This window comes from Chloracidobacterium validum (assembly GCF_018304825.1).
Classification (GTDB): domain Bacteria; phylum Acidobacteriota; class Blastocatellia; order Chloracidobacteriales; family Chloracidobacteriaceae; genus Chloracidobacterium; species Chloracidobacterium validum.
Map to the genome: position 1 here is coordinate 1,365,799 of NZ_CP072648.1, position 18,435 is coordinate 1,384,233.

The window sequence follows — 18,435 nt, forward strand, 5'->3', positions numbered from 1 at the left end:
GTTACCCGTCGTATCGCACACCAGTCAGTAAACTCAACCGATGAAAGGCGACAATCACCAGCGCATGAGTAATTGCCCCGGTTGTGATCAGAGCCGGGATATCTTTCAAAGGCACGAGTCTTACTGCCAGGTCCTCATTACCATCAAAGCGCGTCGGCTTGAGTTTTTGTGCGCCGCGCGCAACGAAGCTATAGCAACGGTTATTCTGAATGGCCGGATTGGGATGACAGTCGCCAAGGGGTTCAATGGACGTTGCCACGTAGCCGGTTTCTTCCTCCAGCTCACGCGCCGCCGCGGCCGCCGGGCTTGGGTCCTCGGCATCCACCATCCCGCCCGGAATTTCAAGCGTTACTTGGTGGACGCCATGCCGGTACTGTTCCACCAGCACGACTTCGTTGGCCGGGGTCAAAGGAATCACATTTACCCAGTCGGGCGTGTGGATGACGTAAAAATCACGTGCTGCCGCCTCGTTCGAGTCTGCATCCGGTGGAAACGCGCGCTCGCGATGAACCGAGAAGACCTTGGCTGAGGTCAGCAACTCCGGCGGTAACTTGCGCCACGGACGAATCGTCATCGCTCGGCTTGATGGGCAGACGCAGCCAAGGCCCGCGCACCCTCTTGTCGAGCGCGAAAGGCCAGTGAAACCTCAACGATCATCGTGACATCGTGGCCCTCAGCGCGCAGGTTGTTCAGTTCTGAGCGAACTCGCGGCGATTCCCAGACAACTTCTCGCAAAATGTGACTCAAACGATCAGTTGCTTCCTGTAGATAGGGATTATCACGTTTCATCACCCCGCCTCCAACTCACCAGAAGTCTCCCAAGCTTGGAAATCGGGGTAAATTGCTGCTCAACCACCAATATCCAAACCACCTTGCCCCAAGTTTCAAGCTAGGAGAAAAAGCTTGGCCATCGTACGCAAAGAAAGCCCACTGAGTCAATTTTCATGGTCAACCAACTTTCCTGGTCAGCTAGTCCACGGCTCAGTGCCGCTTACCAGCTCACTGTGTTGGCGCGTAGTAGCCACGCCGCGCCCGAACCGTCACGCCCGGACGCTTGACGCGCACCTCGATCCGGCGAAACTTGCCATCCCGCGCCTCGTTCGAGGAGTAGTAGCTCAGCACGTACTGCGCGCGCAGTTCAGTTTCAAGCTGGGTAAAGCCAGTCGCCAATTCCGCCAGATTGTTCACCATGAAGACCCGTCCGCCGGTTTGCCGACACAACAGCTCGAAATCGTTGTCCGGCGGCGGCAGGAAGTCGTCGTACTCGGTTCGGATGACCGGGCAGATACCAAAAATGACCGCGTCGGTGCGGTTGACTTCTTCAATCGCGCGCTCGCGGGTTACACGGCTCACCGTGTTTTGCCCATCCGAGACCACCACAATGACGCGCCGCCCAGGCTCGCGCTCCAGCCGCCGCGCGGCAATGAAAATAGCATCATACAGCGCGGTGGCCCCGCGGGCATCGAGTCCCCGGATGGCAGCTTCCAGCGCCCCTAGGTTGGATGTCAAATCCTGCCGAAGATAAACATCATGATTGAAGGCGTAAAACGCCGCGCGGTCTTCTGGCCGCAGCATGCGACGAAAGAAATCAAGCGCGGCGTCTTGCTCAAACTTCAAGCGGTTGCGGACACTCGCGCTGATGTCGAGCAACATCGCCAACCGCAGCGGTTGGTCGTCTTGCCGCCCGATCCGGCTGATGGTTTGCAGTTGTCCGTCCTCATAAATTTCAAAGTCGCTTTCGCTCAGATTACCCACGGGCAGGCCCGTGGCGTTGTTGACGGCCGTGAGGACGGTCACGTAGTCAGACCTGACAACCACATCGGCCGCAGCGTCGTTGTTGCGTCCCCGCACCGCATCCGCTGGGAGTGGCACCACCTGGGCAACCGCTGCCGCGCCGCCACCCAGTATGAACCAACTTGCAACCCACCATTGCCGCCAAATTTTACGGCACCAAATGCTCAAGCCGCCTCGCTTGCCGCGTGACACGCAATCCCTCCCCCCATAGCTGTGAGCCATTGGTCAAATTCCGCCAGGGCGACCGCCACTTGCCGCGCCCGCCGCTCTGGCTTGTGTCGGAACATACGCGCCTCGGTTTCTGCTAGTGGCGGTAACAACGCAAACGTGATGTTGACCGGCTGGTAATCGTTGTTTTCACAGTGGGCGACATAGTTGATGAGGCTTCCGATGGCGGACGCGCGTGGTATCGGAAGCAATGGCCGTCCCTGGATGAGCGCGGCCGTCCACCGTCCGACAGCCAACCCCGTCGCCAGCGACTCAACATACCCCTCGACACCAGAAATCTGTCCGGCAAAAAAGAGGCGTGGTTCATGCTTGACCTGCAAGGTCGGGGTTAGCAGTTTTGGCCCGTTGACATAGGTGTTTCGGTGAACCTGGCCAAACTTCAAGAACTCAGCTTGCTCCAAACCCGGAATCATTTGCAGCAGTTTTTTTTGCGCGCCCCACTTAATGGAGTTTTGAAACCCGACCAGGCTGTAGCTATCCGCCATCAGGTTTTCCTGGCGGAGCTGCACCGCCGCGTAGGGTTCTTTTCCGGTGCGCGGGTCGCGGAGGCCGACCGGTTTCATCGGGCCGAAGCGCAGCGTATCGCGCCCCCGCCGCGCCGCCACCTCGATGGGGAGACAAGCCTCAAAGTAATTCGCTTTATCAGATTCAAAGTCTTTCGGCAGCACGCATTCGGCGGTCAACAGCGCCTCCACAAACGCTTCGTACTGCGCCTTGTCCAGGGGACAGTTCAGATAATCAGCCCCACCCTTGTCATAGCGCGCCGCTCGAAAGACGATGTCGTAGTTGATGGTGTCGGCGTCCACCACCGGCGCAATGGCATCGTAGAAGTAAAGCTGCTCGGCGCCGGCCAGTGCCTGAATTTCAGCCGCTAGTGCGTCTGAGGTCAACGGTCCAGTTGCGATAACGGTCACGCCTTCCCTGGGGATGGTCGTAACCTCCTCTCGAACCACTGTAATGCGCGGATGGGCCGCGATTCGCGCCGTCACTTCGGCCGCAAACCGCTCCCGGTCAATGGCCAACGCTGCCCCGGCAGGCACGCGGGTTGCTTCCGCGACGGCTATCAGGAGCGATCCGGCCCGGCGCAGCTCTTCCTTCAGCAAGTGCGGCGCGGTGTTGACCTCATCCGACTTGAACGAGTTGCTACAGACGATTTCCGCCAGGCGATCAGAAGTATGGGCCGGCGTCTGCCGGACCGGCCGCATTTCGTAGAGCCGTACCGCAACCCCTTGCTCGGCACACTGCCAAGCGGCCTCACAGCCAGCCAACCCGCCACCAATAATCGTCACCACGTCGTTGGTCATCATTGTCTCCACATCAGGGAAAAACGCTTCCGACGGGGACGTGTTCCCACGTCTCCCTCGCCCAACGGCTCCACCCTAAACGATTTGCCGGCCGCCAACCAGCGCCACCGGTCGGACCGAAAGGGCAACTAGCGCCGATGCTTACCAAACCACGCTTGCAGGTAAAGCTGCTGGGCAAGCTGGTGCGACGGCCGCCGAAAACCATGAAATTCGTCCGGGACGCGCACCAGCAGCGTCGGCTTACCGAGCATCTTCAGCGCCCGATAGTATTCTTCCGTCTGCCCGATGGGCGTTCGCAAATCGGCTTCGCCGGTGAGCAACATCGTCGGGGTTGTGACGTTGGCGACGTAGCTGAGCGGCGACCGGACGGCAAACTCCTGCGGGTCTTCCCACGGGTGCTTGCGGAATTGGTCATACCAAGTCACGGGTCCATCGGTCGTGCCGACAAAGGAATGCCAGTTGACGACCGGCCGCATGGAAACTGCTGCGGCAAACCGATTCGTATGCCCGACAATCCAGGCCGTCAGGACGCCGCCGCCCGATCCGCCGCACACAAACAGATTTCGCTCGTCAATGAAGCCCTTGGCCAGCGCCGCATCCACCCCGGCCATGAGATCGTCGTAGTCCTTGCCTGGGTAGGCATACTGGATGCCATTGACAAAGTCTTGCCCGTAACCGGTCGAACCGCGTGGGTTGGTGTAGAGCACGGCATAGCCTTCCGCCGCAAAGTTCTGAAAAGCCCAGTTGAACGCCACCGAGTACATGGACCACGGGCCGCCATGAATCCACAGCACCATTGGGTAGGTTTTGGCCGGGTCGAAATCGGCCGGCTTGATGAGCCACCCTTGAATGTCGAGGCCATCTGCCGACTTGAAGCGGAGTTCTTCGGCTTGGCCGAGTGTCACCCCATCCAGCACATCGGCATTGACATCAACCAGTCGCCGCAAATCATTGGGTTTAGCAACATTGAAGGTCACGAGCGTCCCCGGTTCCGTGAAACTGGAACGGATGGCCGCGACCTGGCCGGTGGCCGCCAAGGAAAAAGCACTCAGAACGTGCGTACCATCCGTCACACGCCGGGCCTGGCCACCGACGGGCGCGAAGTAAAGCTGCACGGTGCCGCGTTCCTCAACGGTGAAATACACGCCGCTCCCATCGCGCGCCCAAGTCACACCGGTCGGCGAACCGGTCAGGTTAGCGGCCCAGGCTTTGGCCTGGCTTCCGTCAGCATTCATCAGGTAGAGGTTGGACACATGGTACGTGAGCTTTTGATAGTCATACCCCACATAGGCAATGCGCTTGCCGTCGGGTGAAACTTTCGGCTGGGCGTCGCGGCCACGGCGGTCGGTGAGTGGACGAATTTCGCGTGTTGCCAGCGTAATGGCGTAAATTTCACTATCGCCACGCGCAAACTCCCAGTCATCGCGCCGGATGGATGATACGTACACCTGCTTGCCATCCGGTGACCATTCCGGGTCGTCATAGCTGTATTTGCCATCCGTGATTTGCCCAGGCGTGCCGCCGAGTCGGGCATCCACGGTGAAGATTTGGCGCTTGGTTTTGGGAATTTGCCCCTGGCCATCCACCGCCCAAGTCATCCGGTCAATGACCACAGCCGGTTTGGCCCACTGCGCGCCTTTGGGCGCTTCCGGCAGCTTGATCGGAAGCGGCGAGTCGGTGTCCGGCACGAGCATCGAAAAGGCGAGTTGCGTGCCGTCCGGCGACCAAGTCAGGTCGGCCGGCTCACGCTCCAGATGGGTTAGTTGCACCAGATCGCCAGTTTCAGGCGTTAGAACGTGAATCTGGGCACTGCCATCGCGTTCGGCAATAAAGGCAATTCGCTTGCCATCGGGTGACCAGACGGGCTGGCGGGCGCTGTAGGTTTGCCCCGTCAGCTCACGAACCCGTGACCCGTCGCTTTCCACCATCCAGAGCACCGAACGGTAGCGGTCGGCCATCTTGTCCACGAACGTGCGGGTGAACACGATACGCCGCCCATCGGGCGAGATGGCCGGGTTGGTGACGGACTCCATATCCATGAACGTGTTTTTGTCGAGCCGGCGCGGTGTCTGGGTGGCGCTTGCCGCCGTCTGGGCAAACGCGAGCCACGGCCCGCTCAGTAACAAGGTACCGACGGCGAATCCCCAAGTCAGGTCATGTAGGCGCATGGTTCATTTGAATGACAGGTGAAGTTTCAACCCCTGGCGCGGCATGGAACGCTGGCCAGCGCGGCCTTACCGCTCATGGGTCAGCATTGCATCCGCCAAGTATCTTCAAAGCGCGAGTTCTAAACAAACCAAACCTGCCGCCGCCCCAGTGGCGCGCCATGGTGAAGACCCGCGCCGCGCCGTTGGTCAACGTGGTAGTTGACCAACGGCATCGTGCCCTTTGTTGGCATCACCAACGAGGCTTCTGCGCCCGGCTTTCCGAAGAAAAGCCGCTTTCAGAAGAAAAGCTTGAGCGCAAACTGAATTTGACGCGGATCACGGGCGCGCGTGACGCGCCCAAAGTTTTCGCCTTCAGTAATGTTGCCGCGTGGGTTGAGAAACTGCGTCTGGTTGAAGACGTTGAAGAATTCACCCCGAAATTCCAAGCGCAGACGCTCATTGAAGCGAACCGTCTTGCGGATGTTGAGGTCGTAATTGTAGATGCCCGGCCCACAGCATATCGTGCGCGGTGCGTTGCCAATGGTGCCCAACGCCTGCGGCGCAAATGCCGCCGGATCGAAGAAGTACAGATTGTTGCGCCGGGGATCGAACGTCCGAAACCGCCCGACGAGGTCTGGCTGCCCCGGCAACTCAAAGTCAAAGCTGTTCATCAGTTCCAGGTCGTCCGAGGACGTGATCCGAATCGGGAATCCAGTCTGATAGACGACGATCCCACTCACCGACCAATCGTTGACCAGTCCGCCCCATCGCCGACCTTCAACAAACTTTGGCAGCCGATAATCAAAGGTCGCCACCAACCGATGCCGCGCATCAAACAACGACAGTGACCGGCTCAACCGAAGGTCAATGGGGTTGACGATATTTTCAAAGCTTGAGGCATTATCAATGGATTTGCTCCAGGTGTAAGCCGCCTGAATTTGGATTCCCTTTTCCTCAAAGCGCTTTTCAACCAGCACCTGGAGGGAGTGATAGTTGGAGTTCCCGACGGTCTGCCGTTCAAAGAGGCTGGCAAAAACCGGGACACCATCCGGGGGACACCCCTCGCCCGTGAGCGGATTGCAAAATGGTGACGAAAACGGCCGTAACCCAACCAACGTAATGGCCGGATTATTTGGTCCGGTCACGGTTCGCTGTGGGCCGTAGGGGAGATGCAGGGTCACGCCGGGTGGAATCGCCCCCGCCGGCACGACATAGGCATTGTCAGCGCCAAACGGACCGCAAGTTCCGGGCCCGAGAATGCGGTTCAAATCCAGGCAGGTCTGTGGGTTTCCAAAGTTGATGTCGCGGGTCAGCAGCAGCCGGTGCCCCTGGGTTCCAACGTAACCGACTTGCAGCAGCAAGTCCTTTTGCAGCTTGCGCTGGAGCGTAAGGTTGTACTGCACGGAATACTGCGGGCGAAGCTGCGCCGGAATCTGCCCGTAGAGCAAAATCGGACGAAAAACCGAGTAGTCCACCGGCGTCCCGCGCTGGGGATTGAGGATGCCATCCGAGGGATTGGGCACCACTGTTCCATCCTGGCGCAAAAACGGCGTGCTAAAAAATGTATTGGTGATATTCGAGCTAATGCCAAACGGAGGCTGTGGCACGAGTTGGGCCAGAATCAACCCCTCAATCGGGCCGTTGTAAAACATCCCCCATCCAGTTCGGAGGCTGGTATTGCCCGGCCCACCGGTGAGTTTGGACAGCCACCCCTGCTGCCACCCCGGACTCCACGCCAGGCCGATGCGTGGAGCAAATGCCTTGTAATACGTCGGAAACAGCCCATCCGGCACGCCTTCGTCACCGGGAATCCCCAAGCCCAGTGGGAAGACGGCGCGGCCCGGCCCCGTTGGGCCACAGTCCTGCGAGCCAAAGACGCCCACCAGCGGGTTATCGGCGGCCAACCGACAGGGAAACTGCGTACTGGCCAGTCCGGCGCGGAAAGACTGCACCCGCCGGAAGCGGTCGGTCGGTGGCGTGTTGAGTTCCCACCGCAGGCCGTAGTTGAGCGTGACGCTAGGCGTCACCTTCCAACTATCCTGGGCAAAGAGATAAAGCGCCTGGCTGTAGAAGTGCGAAGTTTGCGCGCCAGTTTGGTAGTACGAATCCACCAGGCCGAGCAGGTAGTTTGGGAGCAGGTTGGTGTAGCCGACACTATTCGGCCCACCGCCAAAGAAGCTGAACTGCCCGTTGAGCGCGCCAAAGTTGGTCATCAGGTACCGCTGCTGGCGCAGGTCCACGCCAAACTTGGCTGTGTGGTTGCCAAATATGCGCGTCAGGTTGTTGGTCAACTGATAGGTGTTGACGACTTGTGGAATTTCTCCCTGGTAGTTATTGCCAATCGAGAAACCACCTTCCAACCCAATCCAGGGTACCCCTTCGTGCGGCGCACCTACGCCAACAATGATGCCAAGCCTTGGGTTACTTGGATCAGAAAAGCAGAGTTCCGGCGGCAGGTCCCGACAGGAAGCGTTCACGACGGTGGAGCGCTCCGGGCTGTTGAAGCGAAACAGGTTCTGCCGGAAGTACACCGCCCGCAACTCATTGATGGTAGTTGTGCTGGTCCAGGTATGCGACAGGTTAATCTGGGCAATCCGCACATTGTTGAGATTGCCAAAGCCGGGCACGTTCGCGCCTGAATCGGCCACCCGCGCAAACGGTTCACGGGTAAAACTATCGGAATAGAACACAAAGGCGCTCAACTGCTGGCGGTCGGTTAGGCGATGATCAAGCCGCAGGGTGACTTGATCGCCACGTTGCCGCGCCAAAGGGTTGGCCTGAAAAAAGCTGTCGCCGAGGTTGGGCAGCGGAACAAACTGCCGCATCAAATCGGCAGCCGTGCGGTCAAAGCAGGGCACCGGGATACGGTTGCCAGGGAAGATGTCGGCATAGGCCGTACCGGCGGCAATCGGCGCGCCGCCAGCGGCAGCCACCGCAGCCGCGCAGCCCGGCCGCGCATTGAGGACAGTCGCAACGGTAGCATCGGCAATAGAGCCGCCAAACAGCGGCCCGGCGCTAAAGTCGCCAAGTCGCTCGGCAGCAGTTGGCACCGGCACGACATCCGAGGGAATACCTTGCCGGATGCGACGGCCCTCATAGGACGTGAAGAAATAGGTTCGCCCCCGCCAGATGGGACCGCCCAGCGTGCCTCCAAAGATGTGCTGATTGTAGTCCGGTTTCTGCAAGTTGAAGAAATTGCGGGCATTGAGGGCGCGATGGCGGAAAAACTCAAAGAGGTTGCCACGAAACTGGTCGGTTCCAGACTTTGTCACCACATTGACGACCGAGCCGGAGTTGCGCCCGTATTCGGCGTCAAACGTATTGGTCAGAACCCGAAATTCCTCGATGGCGTCGGGAGAGGGCTGGACGGCCGGCAAATTGACGTAGAGGTCATTGGCTTCGCCGCCGTTGACATTGAAGTTGTTGGAGCGCCCACGCCCCCCGTTGACCGATACGACACCCACCTGATCGCTACCTGTGAAGAGGTCAGAACCAAGCTGTGATTGGACCCCCGGCTGAAGCTGTAGAAATTGGTAAGTGTCGCGGGTATTCAACGGCAGGTTGACCACGGCGCGGCTGTTGACGGAGGCCCCAATCTGCGTACTGTCAGTTTCGACCATGGGCGTTCCACTCGCTTCGACTTTGACGACCTCAGTCGTCTCACCGACTTCCAACCGTACGGTGATCGCATTGACGCGCCCTAGGCTCACTTCCAAATTGGCTTGTTCGTGCCGCTTGAAACCATAGGCCTCAACCGTCAATCGGTATGTGCCAATCGGCAATGCCGGAAACTCAAACGTACCATCTTCGTCACTTGCGCCAACTCGGGTATTCTGGGTTCCCTCCAAGGTGAGCGTTACCTGTGCGCCCGCCAAAACGGCTCCATTCGGATCGGTCACAACACCGCGCAGGGTGCCGGTTGTTTGCCCTAAACTTTCAGCCGATAGATACAGAACACAGTTCATGATAAGGCTCAGATAAATCATGAGTCGCTTCATGATTTTTTCCTCCTCAAAGCTAAAATTCGCCGCCTTTACCATCTGGGTTATCGTCGGTCGCAAGCTCGGCCATTTGTTTTTTTGAGACAGGTCAAGCCACAGTGCCAGACGGCAAAACCGTCACTGACAGCCTCGAAATTCCCTTTGTTTGAAGGCTCAACCAAGCTTAGGTGGTTGAAAGCGCCACTACGTCAAGGTTCAGAACAATGCCTGATAGGCAGACGGGTGAGTCTCTGACGTAGCGTTGGTGTTCCCCTTTCACTTACGCCTAGGAACTTTGAAAGAAAAGCAGTTATAAAAGCTTAGTTAGGAGTGTGTCTATTATACGTTGGTATAAGTTTATTTTGATACCAACTCAGGCGTGGGGCGCGTCAGATTGTAGCCACGGCGGGGAGGTCGTGGCTCAGGGCTAGCGGTACGGCGTGCCTTCTTCGGGCAGTCGTGTCTGGGCACCGGAGGGATCACCACCAATGCCCAAACGCTCTGCCAATCGCACTAATTCCGGGAGCGAATCAACTTGCATTTTGCGCATAACCTGCCCGCGGTGAACCTTGACCGTAATTTCACTTGTTCCAAGCTCGGCGGCGATTTGCTTATTGAGCCGCCCGGCGACCACCAGCGCCATGACTTCCCGCTCACGCGCAGTCAGCGACGCATAGCGGGCCTGCCAGGCTGCCAACTCGGCGCGTTGGCGGTGGGCTTCCCGGTCACGCGCGAGCGCTTGCTCGATAGCGGCAAGCAGGTCTTCATCCCGAAACGGTTTCGTCAAAAATTCGATGGCTCCAGCCTTCATCGCCCGAACGGACATCTGAATATCACCGTGGCCGGTGATGAAAATAATCGGAAGGCTGATCCTGGCAGCCGTCAGTTGGGTTTGAAGGTCGAGGCCGCTCGTCCCCGGCAAACGCACGTCCAGTACCAGACAACCGGGACTGTCCCTCCGCCACTTCGCTAGAAAAGCGGCGGCCGAAGGAAACAGCTCAACAGCCAGCCCGGCCGAACGCAGCAGGTTTCCCAGCGATTGGCGGACGGATTCATCGTCATCCACGACGTACACAACGGCATCTGGAGCAGGCATCTCAGGCACGCGCCGCAAGGGTAAACTGAAAGGTCACGCCAGGGCCGTCGTTTGGAATGACCCACAGGCGTCCGCCGTGATCTTCAACAATCGAGCGACAAATCGCGAGGCCAAGCCCCAGCCCGTGGGGCTTGGTCGTGTAAAACGCCTCAAAGATGGCCATCCGGGTTGACGCCGTCGAGACCAACGCCCGTGTCAGACACTGCGACCACCACTTGGTCAGCTTCATCCGGCCGCGCGCGAATTCGAATCTCGCGCGGGCCATTGGCAGTCGGGGGGAGCGCTTCCAGGGCATTCATCACCAAATTGAGCACGACTTGTTGACACTGGACGCGGTCTCCCAGCACCGGTGGCATCGCCTCGGCAACCTCCATCTGGAGCGTCGCCCCCTTTGCGGCGACTTCCGGGCGCAACAAGAGGACGACTTCCTGCATGGCCGGTCGCAGGTCAAACCAGCACTTTTCGGCTGGGGTCTTACGCGCCAGTGCGCGAATTCGGGCGATGATGTCGGCCGCTTGATTCCCGTCGCGGATGACCGCTGCTACCGTCGTCCGCGCTTCGGCCAGATTCGGCGGTTCAGCCGCCAGCCAACGCAGGCAGGCGCTGCCGTTGTTGACAATAGCGGCCAGCGGCTGGTTGATCTCATGGGCAATGGAAGCCGTCAACTCACCCAGCGTCGTCAGCCGGGCAACATGCGCCAACGCCGACCGCAACCGTTCCGACGCCTCCTCGGCTTGGCGCCAATCTTCGATGTCGGTTCCCAGACCGTACCAAGTGACGACCCGCCCTTCCGCATCACAGCGCGGGACGACCTGCAACCATAAGCGGCGATAGACACCCGAGGCATGCCGGACGCGCACCTCGACATCGAGCGGTTCCTGGCTTTGACGCGCCTGATGCCAGGCCCTGGTGAAGTGTTCGGCGTCCGCCGGATGCACGGGCAGGAGGGTTTCCCAGTCCTGCCCACGGTTGAGCGGCTCACCAATGAACTCGGCCCACCGCTGATTGAGCAACTCCACCGAACCATTCGGCGACCCGCTCCAGACCAAGCCGGGGATGGTATCCATCACCAGCCGCAGCTCATCGCGCAACATCTGGATTTCCAGAAACGATTGACGATTGCGGTTGATCAGTCGGTTGATCGTGTAGGCCGTCGTCAGAAAAGCAACCGGCGCGACGAAATCCAACGGCTGGTTCATCGCCGGACGAAAAAGCGGCGCTGTAAAAAACGAATCCAGGCAGAGGTAGGACAGCAAAGCCACGTAGATGGATGGAGCCAGTCCGGCGTTGAGCGCCACCAGGACAATCCCGATGAGATACAGCAGCGCGACCGTCGTCGAGTGGATCTGCCAGTAGAAACCCGCCGCCGTTAGCAAGCCAACCCCCAGGCTCCCAATGACGTAGGGCGCAGCCAGGCGACCACAATCAACGACTTTTGGGCGAATGCTCCGTAAAAACCTCATCGTCACCCTACCTCGTAAACGCTTCGCTGAGGGCCAAAACTTGGTGAGGCTCGAAAGCCGACCACCATCTGACGATGCTGTGCCTGCCCCTCCTTACCAGCCGGCTCGCCAAGCCACTTGATAAGCGTTGTTAGCTTCCCAGGCGATTGACCGACGTGGTTTTCCTTGTTGGGATATTATCTTGACTACTGTGCGGGGGCAGTGGAAAACAGCCCCGAAGTTGCGCCGTCCTCCACCACGCCGACTACGGCCTAGGGGCCGGTCAAAACCCAAGGCTCATTGATGCTCGGATTGGTCGAGCATTCCCCATTGACGCGCTGCCGAACATCACTCGGCGTCAATAAAGACATCCATTTGCTGCCCGACATACACCGGAAAGGCCGGCGGCTTGAACCGGTAGATGACTTGCAGGACGCGCACATCCACACGCTCGGCATTGTCGCCGGTCAGGCTGCGCTTGGGCAGAATGTACGGATCAATCCGCACGAACTCTAAATCCACGGTCTTGGTGGCATCACCCTTGAGGCTCGCTGTTGCCCTGAGGTTTGGCTTGATGCGGGGCGCGTTGATTTCATCAACATCCACACGCAGTTGCAAATACTCCGTGTCACCGAGCAGGATCGGCGGCGTCGTCGGGGTCATTGGCAGGGTCTCGCCTACGCGCACGTTGACCTGAAGAACTTTGCCGGCCTGCGGCGCCGTCACGGTCAGGCGTGACAGGTTCACGGCCAACTCGGCCCGCTGGGCGCGCAACACGCCAACCTGCGCTTCGGCCTCCTGCAAGCGGGCTTCGGCGCTCCGCACCTGGGCTTCTGCCTGCGTGACTTGAGCTTGCGCCTGGGTCACTTGGGCTTGGGCTTGGGCGACTCGCGCCTGCGCAGCATCCCGCGCCGCGCGGCTGGAAATCAATACCCGCTCGGCAACGTCACCGGCGGCATATAACTTTTCATTGCGGGCGACGATTTGCTCGGCGTCGGCCAGTTGGGCTTCCAGCGCCATCACATTGGCACGGGCGCTTTTGAGATTCGCCTGCGCCGACCGAATCGCTTCCTGACCATTGGCAATATCGGCTTTTGCCGTGGACACCGCCGCCTCAGCCCGAACGATGTTGGCCTCGGCGCTGACCAGTCGTGCTCGCTGCTCCCGGTCGTCAATCTGGTACAGCCGGTCGCCAGCCCGGACAACATCGTTTTCCCGGACGAAAACAGCCGTCACGAGTCCGGGCAACGGCGGCGCGACGTTGATATTGCGCGTCGCGGCCTCGATGAGACCCGCACCGGCAATGCGGCGGTCAAACTGGCTCTCGGCCGGCGGCGATACAGGTGGGGCAGCCATCGGCTGCCGCGCCGTCACAATCACCCACCAGATGGCAAAACCCAAGCCCACAAGCGGCAAGACAATAGACAGCGTTTTCTTAATCACGCGAAACCTCACTTGACGTGGTCAGGGTTGTCATGGATGTCCACGATGCGCCCATCCAGCATTTCGGCGATCCGGTCGCCATAGGAAAAGATTCGATTGTCGTGGGTGACGACGACAATGGCGCGCTCGGCGCTCAGGGCTACCTTGCGAAACATCTCCATGACCATGTGTCCGGTCGCGCCATCGAGCGCCGCCGTTGGCTCATCGCACACCACCAGGCGCGGCTCGGCAACCAGCGCCCGCGCAATGGCGACCCGCTGCTGCTGTCCACCTGAAAGCTGTGTTGGGAAATGGTCCAACCGGTCGCCCAAGCCAACCAGTTCCAGGTAGTGCTTCGCTCGCTCGATAGCCTCGGCGTAGGGCCGGCGCTGAATGACCAGTGGCACCGCGACGTTTTCGGTCGCCGTCAGCGTCGGAATCAAATTGAACTGCTGAAAGATGAAGCCAATGGTCTGCTGCCGAAAGATGGTTTTCCTAGACTGAGAAAGCTGGTCAACGCGCGTGCCAAAGACATCCACGACCCCGTTATCCACGTCGAGAATGCCGGCCAGAACCGATAGCAGCGTCGTTTTCCCGCAACCTGACGGGCCGACCAACAACAGCAGCTCACCCCGGCGAATTTCAAGGTTGATATCCTTGAGCACCGGCAAGTAGGTGTTCCCCACCCCAAAGCTCTTGTTGACATGTTGAAGTGATGCGGCCGAGGCGACCGCAGCAACCGATGGGGCAACGCCAGCCGAAGCCTGTACCATGATGACTCACCCCCGAAACACGACTGCGGGTTCCAAGCGCAACACCCGCTGGATGCTGAGGAGGCTCGATAGAACGCAAATCAGCATGGTGGAGACAAAGGCAATGATGAGCAGTTGATAGGGCGTGTAAAAAGCCAGCTTGCCCTTGCCTTGCCCGCCCCAGTACCCGACCAGACAGCCGCCGCCCACGCCAATGCCGTAGCCGATCAACCCCACAATCACACTCTGGAGCACAATCATGCCCACCAGCGTCCAACTCCCCGCCCCCATCGCTTTGAGCGCGCCAAAGTACTTTTCATTCTGAAGCGCGAAGGCATAGAAGGTCTGCCCGATGACGGCCATCCCAACCAAAAAGACCAGCACCAGTGAGATGCCAATGTTGACCGGAATCCCGGTGTTGCGCATGTAGTAGTTCATGGTCAGCCACCGCATGCCGTCTTCGTCATAGGCGGCGAGTCCGGTTGTTTGACGAATGCCCTCCAGAACTTGCTCGACTGGGTAGCCATCCTTGGGCGCGGCGAGGATGTAGTTCATCAGCTTGCGCTCGCGGGGGACGTACTGCACCGCTCGCTCGAACGTCGTGTAGAGATACGGGTTGGACAGAAAGTCGCGCGGCACGTCGGCGATCCCCACCACCCGCGCCCGGCGGTCGTTGATCTCGAAGGTGTCGCCGATCTTCGGACTGCCGAGGCGCTCCATTTCCGCCCGCCCGACAATCACCGCATCCGGCGCGTTGAGGTCTTCGATCCGGCCTTCGAGCAAACGTGGCGGCCGCCCAACCAGTGTCGCGCTGTCAATGCCCACCAACCGGACAGCCTGGAACTTGCCATTTGGCAGCCGCACCTGCGCCTGCCGAATGAACAGGGGCACGGCCCATTTGACCCCTTCGACGCTGCGCACGCGCAGCAAGTCCGTGTCGAGCAACCCCTTGAACTCGTCCACCACCTGCAAGTTGCGGTCAACCACCCAAATGGGCGCGCCAATGGCTTCGACCGGCTTGGCCGTGCGCCCGATCAAACCACAGAAGACCGAGCCCTGCTGAATGAACAAAAACACGACCACCGAGACCCCGCCAACCAGCGTGAAATACTTGGCGCGGTCGCCCATCAACATCTTCAAACCAATGCGCCACATGGCTGACACCTGCTTCGTGAGAAAGCATACGAAATTCAAACGACTGTTTGAATCGGTCGTTACGATAGGCGCTTCCTTGAACGACCGTCAAGGCAGACTTGCCAAAGTCAGGCCACATTACGTACATGGCAGCCCGTACCTAGCTTCGGAAGCCAACCGGACATCCCGTGACGGCTCTAGCCCATCGGCAGGCTGGGGAAGGGGTAACTGTCCAACGACGATGCCAAAATGACGATTTGGAGATGCACACCATGACCGACATAGCCGCCCTACGCGCGCCGGACGAATGCTTTGCCAACCTCCCCGACTTCCCCTTCGCTCCGCATTACATCGAAGTGAATGGCTTGCGCATGCATTACGTGGATGAGGGTCCACGCGACGCGGCAGAAACCGTTTTGCTGCTTCACGGAGAGCCATCGTGGTGCTTTTTGTACCGCAAGATGATTCCGATTCTGGTTGCGGCCGGCCACCGCGTCATTGCGCCAGACCTCATCGGCTTTGGGCGCTCTGACAAACTGCCCCGCCGTGAGGACTACAGCTATCGCTTTCACGTCACCCAGATGACGCGGTTGGTCGAGCAGCTCGGTCTCCAGCGCATCACGCTCTTTGGGCAGGACTGGGGCGGACTGATCGGGCTGCGGGTCGCCGTGGCGCTTGAGCCACGCTTCGCGCGCATCGTGGTGGGCAATACGGGGTTGCCGACGGGCGACCACCCGCTGCCGGAAGCCTTCTTCCGGTGGCGGGCGTACTCGCAAACGACACCTGTCTTCCACGCCGGTGGCATCGTCAAAGGCGCCTGCGCAACCGACCTGTCACCAGAGGTCATTGCCGCCTACGATGCGCCTTTTCCCGACGAACGCTACCTGGCCGGCGCACGCGCCTTTCCCATGCTCGTCCCGACGACGCCCGACGATCCCGAAGCGCCGGCCAATCGGCAAGCCTGGCAAGCCCTTCAGCAGTGGAAGAAGCCGTTTCTCACTGCCTTCAGTGACAGCGACCCGGTCACGAAGGGCGGCGAACAGGTATTCCAAAAACTTATCCCCGGTGCGCATGGACAGCCCCATGTAACGATTTTGGGGGCCGGGCATTTTTTACAGGAAGACAAAGGCGAGGAACTGGCCCACGTCATCGCGGCCTGGATCGCCCAGACACCACACCCGTAGCCCCACCCATCAGCGCCCCAGTGGATTTGATTGCGGCCTGTGCCTAGCACGAAGTAGGTTGATGGCAGGCGCGGACGCTGCACGCGCCGCCTACCTCTTGCGCCCCCGTCGTGCCCATGCTCGGTACAAGTTTGCAAAGCCCCTGGTTGCTCTGGCTTGGATTGCCTGTGTTTGCCGTCGTCGTGTGGTGGGCGGCGACGGTGGCAATTATTTTCGCCTGTGGCCGTCCAAGCTGGCGACGCCGGGTGATGATGGCTTCTTCGCTGCTGGCGACCGGCGCGCTCGCGCTGATGCCCACGATTAGCCACTTGGTGACGCCCCTGGGAGCGGTGCTTGGTTTTTTGGCCGGCATCGTCGCCTGGGGATGGTTTGAGACGAGCTATTACACGGGCTATGTCGTCGGGCTGGATGTGCCACCCTGCCCCCCGCACTGTCGTGGTTGGCGACATTTTGTTCATGGCGTCAAGGCCAACCTGTTTCACGAACTTTCAATTTTCGTTGGGTTTGCGCTCGTCTGGCTGGCCACGCCAGGTGAAAACCAGGTGGCGCTGTGGACGTTCACCATCCACTGGTGGATGCACCAATCTGCCAAGCTCAACGTGTTTTTTGGCGTTCGCAACCTCAATGAGGAATACCTGCCGGAGCACCTGCGCCGGATGACCCAGTTTTTCGCCAAGCGTCCGATCAACTGGTTTTTTCCATTTTCGGTCACGATTTCTACGGCCTGCGCGCACTGGCTGTTTTACCGCGCCCTGTACGCCGCAGATGCCTTTACGGCCACGGCCAACGGCCTGGCCTGCGTCCTGATGGCGCTGGCCATTCTGGAACACTGGTGGCTCATCCTGCCCCAGCCGGTTGGCGTCTGGGCCTGGGGGTTGCTGTCGCGCAAACCGCCTGACATCAAGCCAACCGTAGATGTGATCGGCGGCTTTCTCGGCTCTGGGAAAACCACCTTGCTGCGCAATCTGCTCCCGCAACTCGGTGAAAAAACGGTGGTGCTCGTCAACGAGTTTGCCGACATCGGGCTGGACGGGCCGCGCCTGCGCGAAGGGATGCGCGAAGGGAGCAGTCAGGATGCGCCGATGGTTGAACTCTCTGGCGGCTGCCTGTGCTGCACCCTCTCCCGCAATGTCGCCGCGACACTCATGCGCATCATCCATGAGTACGGGCCGGAGCGCATCCTGATTGAGCCGTCCGGCGCGGCGGCGCTCGGCGACCTCCTGGGGACACTGCATCAACCCGGCTGCCGCGAACAGCTTGGGACTATTCGGGTCGTGGCCGTCGTGGACGGCAACCAGTGGCTCACGGCGGAACGCCCAGTGCAAGCCGCCATTGATGCCTATGTCGAAGCCGCAGCAACCGTGGTCGTCAACAAGTGCGATGGCTTGTCACAGGCACAACTTGCCCAGATTGACGACCGCATTGCCCGCCACAACGTCACGGCCAAGGTGATTCACACCAGCTTTGGGCGACTCGACCTCACCGACCTCAGCGACACCCGCGAAGATGCTTGCCTGGGCGAAACCCTGCCGCCCCGGCTGACCTTCGAGCAAGTTTCGGAAACCTCCACTGCCACCTTTGACGCGGCCGCGTTACAGCAAGTCTTTGACGACTTGGCTGCCGGGCGCTACGGCAACGTCGCGCGGGCCAAAGGGGTCTTCAAAACGGCAGGCGGCTGGCTGCGTCTGGAATACGCCGGCAACACGCTCAATCTCACCCCCTGCGCCCCAGCGCCAGAAAGCTCGGTGGTCGTCATCGGGCGCGCGCTCAACCATGAACTCATTGCCCGGATTCACGGCGCGGCCGTTGCATCGGCAACCGCCTCAGTGCCCGTTTCACCAGCCGAGATGGCTTACCTTCCCACAGTGATTTCGGCAGTCAACACGCCTTGAGTCGGCAAACCCAGCCGCCCATCCGGCCAGCCTGGCCCGGACTCCGTTGCCATCCCTGGC

At 59.9% G+C, this 18,435-nt stretch carries 14 protein-coding genes; 2 read left to right on the top strand and 12 right to left on the bottom strand.

Features of this window, described 5'->3' with window-relative positions:
* Window position 1: 1 nt before the first annotated feature.
* The 12 genes from J8C06_RS05700 to J8C06_RS05755 all read right to left on the bottom strand — a co-directional run bounded on the left by J8C06_RS05700 (window position 2) and on the right by J8C06_RS05755 (window position 15,320).
* Complete coding sequence (locus tag J8C06_RS05700; protein WP_211427768.1) at window positions 2-574, bottom strand: NUDIX hydrolase; 573 nt, start codon at window positions 572-574, stop codon at window positions 2-4.
* A complete protein-coding gene (locus J8C06_RS05705; protein ID WP_211427769.1) occupies window positions 571-789 on the bottom strand; it encodes a hypothetical protein in 219 nt (72 codons plus the stop codon). The genes J8C06_RS05700 and J8C06_RS05705 overlap by 4 nt, the downstream gene beginning before the upstream one ends.
* A gap of 210 nt (window positions 790-999) precedes the next feature.
* Window positions 1,000-1,962 (bottom strand): VWA domain-containing protein, encoded by a 963-nt coding sequence (locus J8C06_RS05710; RefSeq protein ID WP_211427770.1) that lies wholly within the window; start codon window positions 1,960-1,962, stop codon window positions 1,000-1,002.
* A complete protein-coding gene (gene trmFO / locus J8C06_RS05715; RefSeq protein WP_211429841.1) occupies window positions 1,959-3,326 on the bottom strand; it encodes a methylenetetrahydrofolate--tRNA-(uracil(54)-C(5))-methyltransferase (FADH(2)-oxidizing) TrmFO in 1,368 nt (455 codons plus the stop codon). Before trmFO ends, J8C06_RS05710 begins: the two co-directional genes overlap by 4 nt.
* Before the next feature lie 128 nt (window positions 3,327-3,454).
* Window positions 3,455-5,494, bottom strand: a complete 2,040-nt coding sequence (locus J8C06_RS05720; RefSeq protein ID WP_211427771.1) for an alpha/beta hydrolase family protein — start codon at window positions 5,492-5,494, stop codon at window positions 3,455-3,457.
* Between the two features lie 275 nt (window positions 5,495-5,769).
* Window positions 5,770-9,471, bottom strand: a complete 3,702-nt coding sequence (locus J8C06_RS05725) for a TonB-dependent receptor (protein WP_211427772.1) — start codon at window positions 9,469-9,471, stop codon at window positions 5,770-5,772.
* A gap of 409 nt (window positions 9,472-9,880) precedes the next feature.
* Entirely contained in the window at window positions 9,881-10,549 is a 669-nt protein-coding gene (locus J8C06_RS05730) for a response regulator transcription factor (RefSeq protein WP_211427773.1), read from the bottom strand.
* 1 nt (window position 10,550) lies between these two features.
* Complete coding sequence (locus J8C06_RS05735; RefSeq protein ID WP_211427774.1) at window positions 10,551-10,712, bottom strand: ATP-binding protein; 162 nt, start codon at window positions 10,710-10,712, stop codon at window positions 10,551-10,553.
* Window positions 10,699-12,012 (bottom strand): DUF4118 domain-containing protein, encoded by a 1,314-nt coding sequence (locus J8C06_RS05740; protein WP_211427775.1) that lies wholly within the window; start codon window positions 12,010-12,012, stop codon window positions 10,699-10,701. Before J8C06_RS05740 ends, J8C06_RS05735 begins: the two co-directional genes overlap by 14 nt.
* Before the next feature lie 327 nt (window positions 12,013-12,339).
* Complete coding sequence (locus J8C06_RS05745; protein ID WP_211427776.1) at window positions 12,340-13,434, bottom strand: HlyD family secretion protein; 1,095 nt, start codon at window positions 13,432-13,434, stop codon at window positions 12,340-12,342.
* Between the two features lie 8 nt (window positions 13,435-13,442).
* Window positions 13,443-14,186, bottom strand: coding sequence for an ABC transporter ATP-binding protein (locus J8C06_RS05750; protein WP_246601990.1), 744 nt, complete (start codon window positions 14,184-14,186; stop codon window positions 13,443-13,445).
* A 6-nt stretch (window positions 14,187-14,192) separates the two neighbouring features.
* Window positions 14,193-15,320, bottom strand: coding sequence for an ABC transporter permease (locus J8C06_RS05755; RefSeq protein WP_211427777.1), 1,128 nt, complete (start codon window positions 15,318-15,320; stop codon window positions 14,193-14,195).
* Window positions 15,321-15,571: 251 nt separating this feature from the next.
* On the opposite strand from J8C06_RS05755, the gene J8C06_RS05760 reads away from it, so the two are divergent.
* On the top strand, window positions 15,572-16,483 hold the full coding sequence (locus tag J8C06_RS05760) for a haloalkane dehalogenase (RefSeq protein WP_407064897.1): 912 nt from the start codon (window positions 15,572-15,574) through the stop codon (window positions 16,481-16,483).
* Window positions 16,484-16,599: 116 nt separating this feature from the next.
* A complete protein-coding gene (gene puhE / locus J8C06_RS05765) occupies window positions 16,600-18,375 on the top strand; it encodes a putative photosynthetic complex assembly protein PuhE (RefSeq protein WP_211427778.1) in 1,776 nt (591 codons plus the stop codon).
* Window positions 18,376-18,435: the final 60 nt, after the last annotated feature.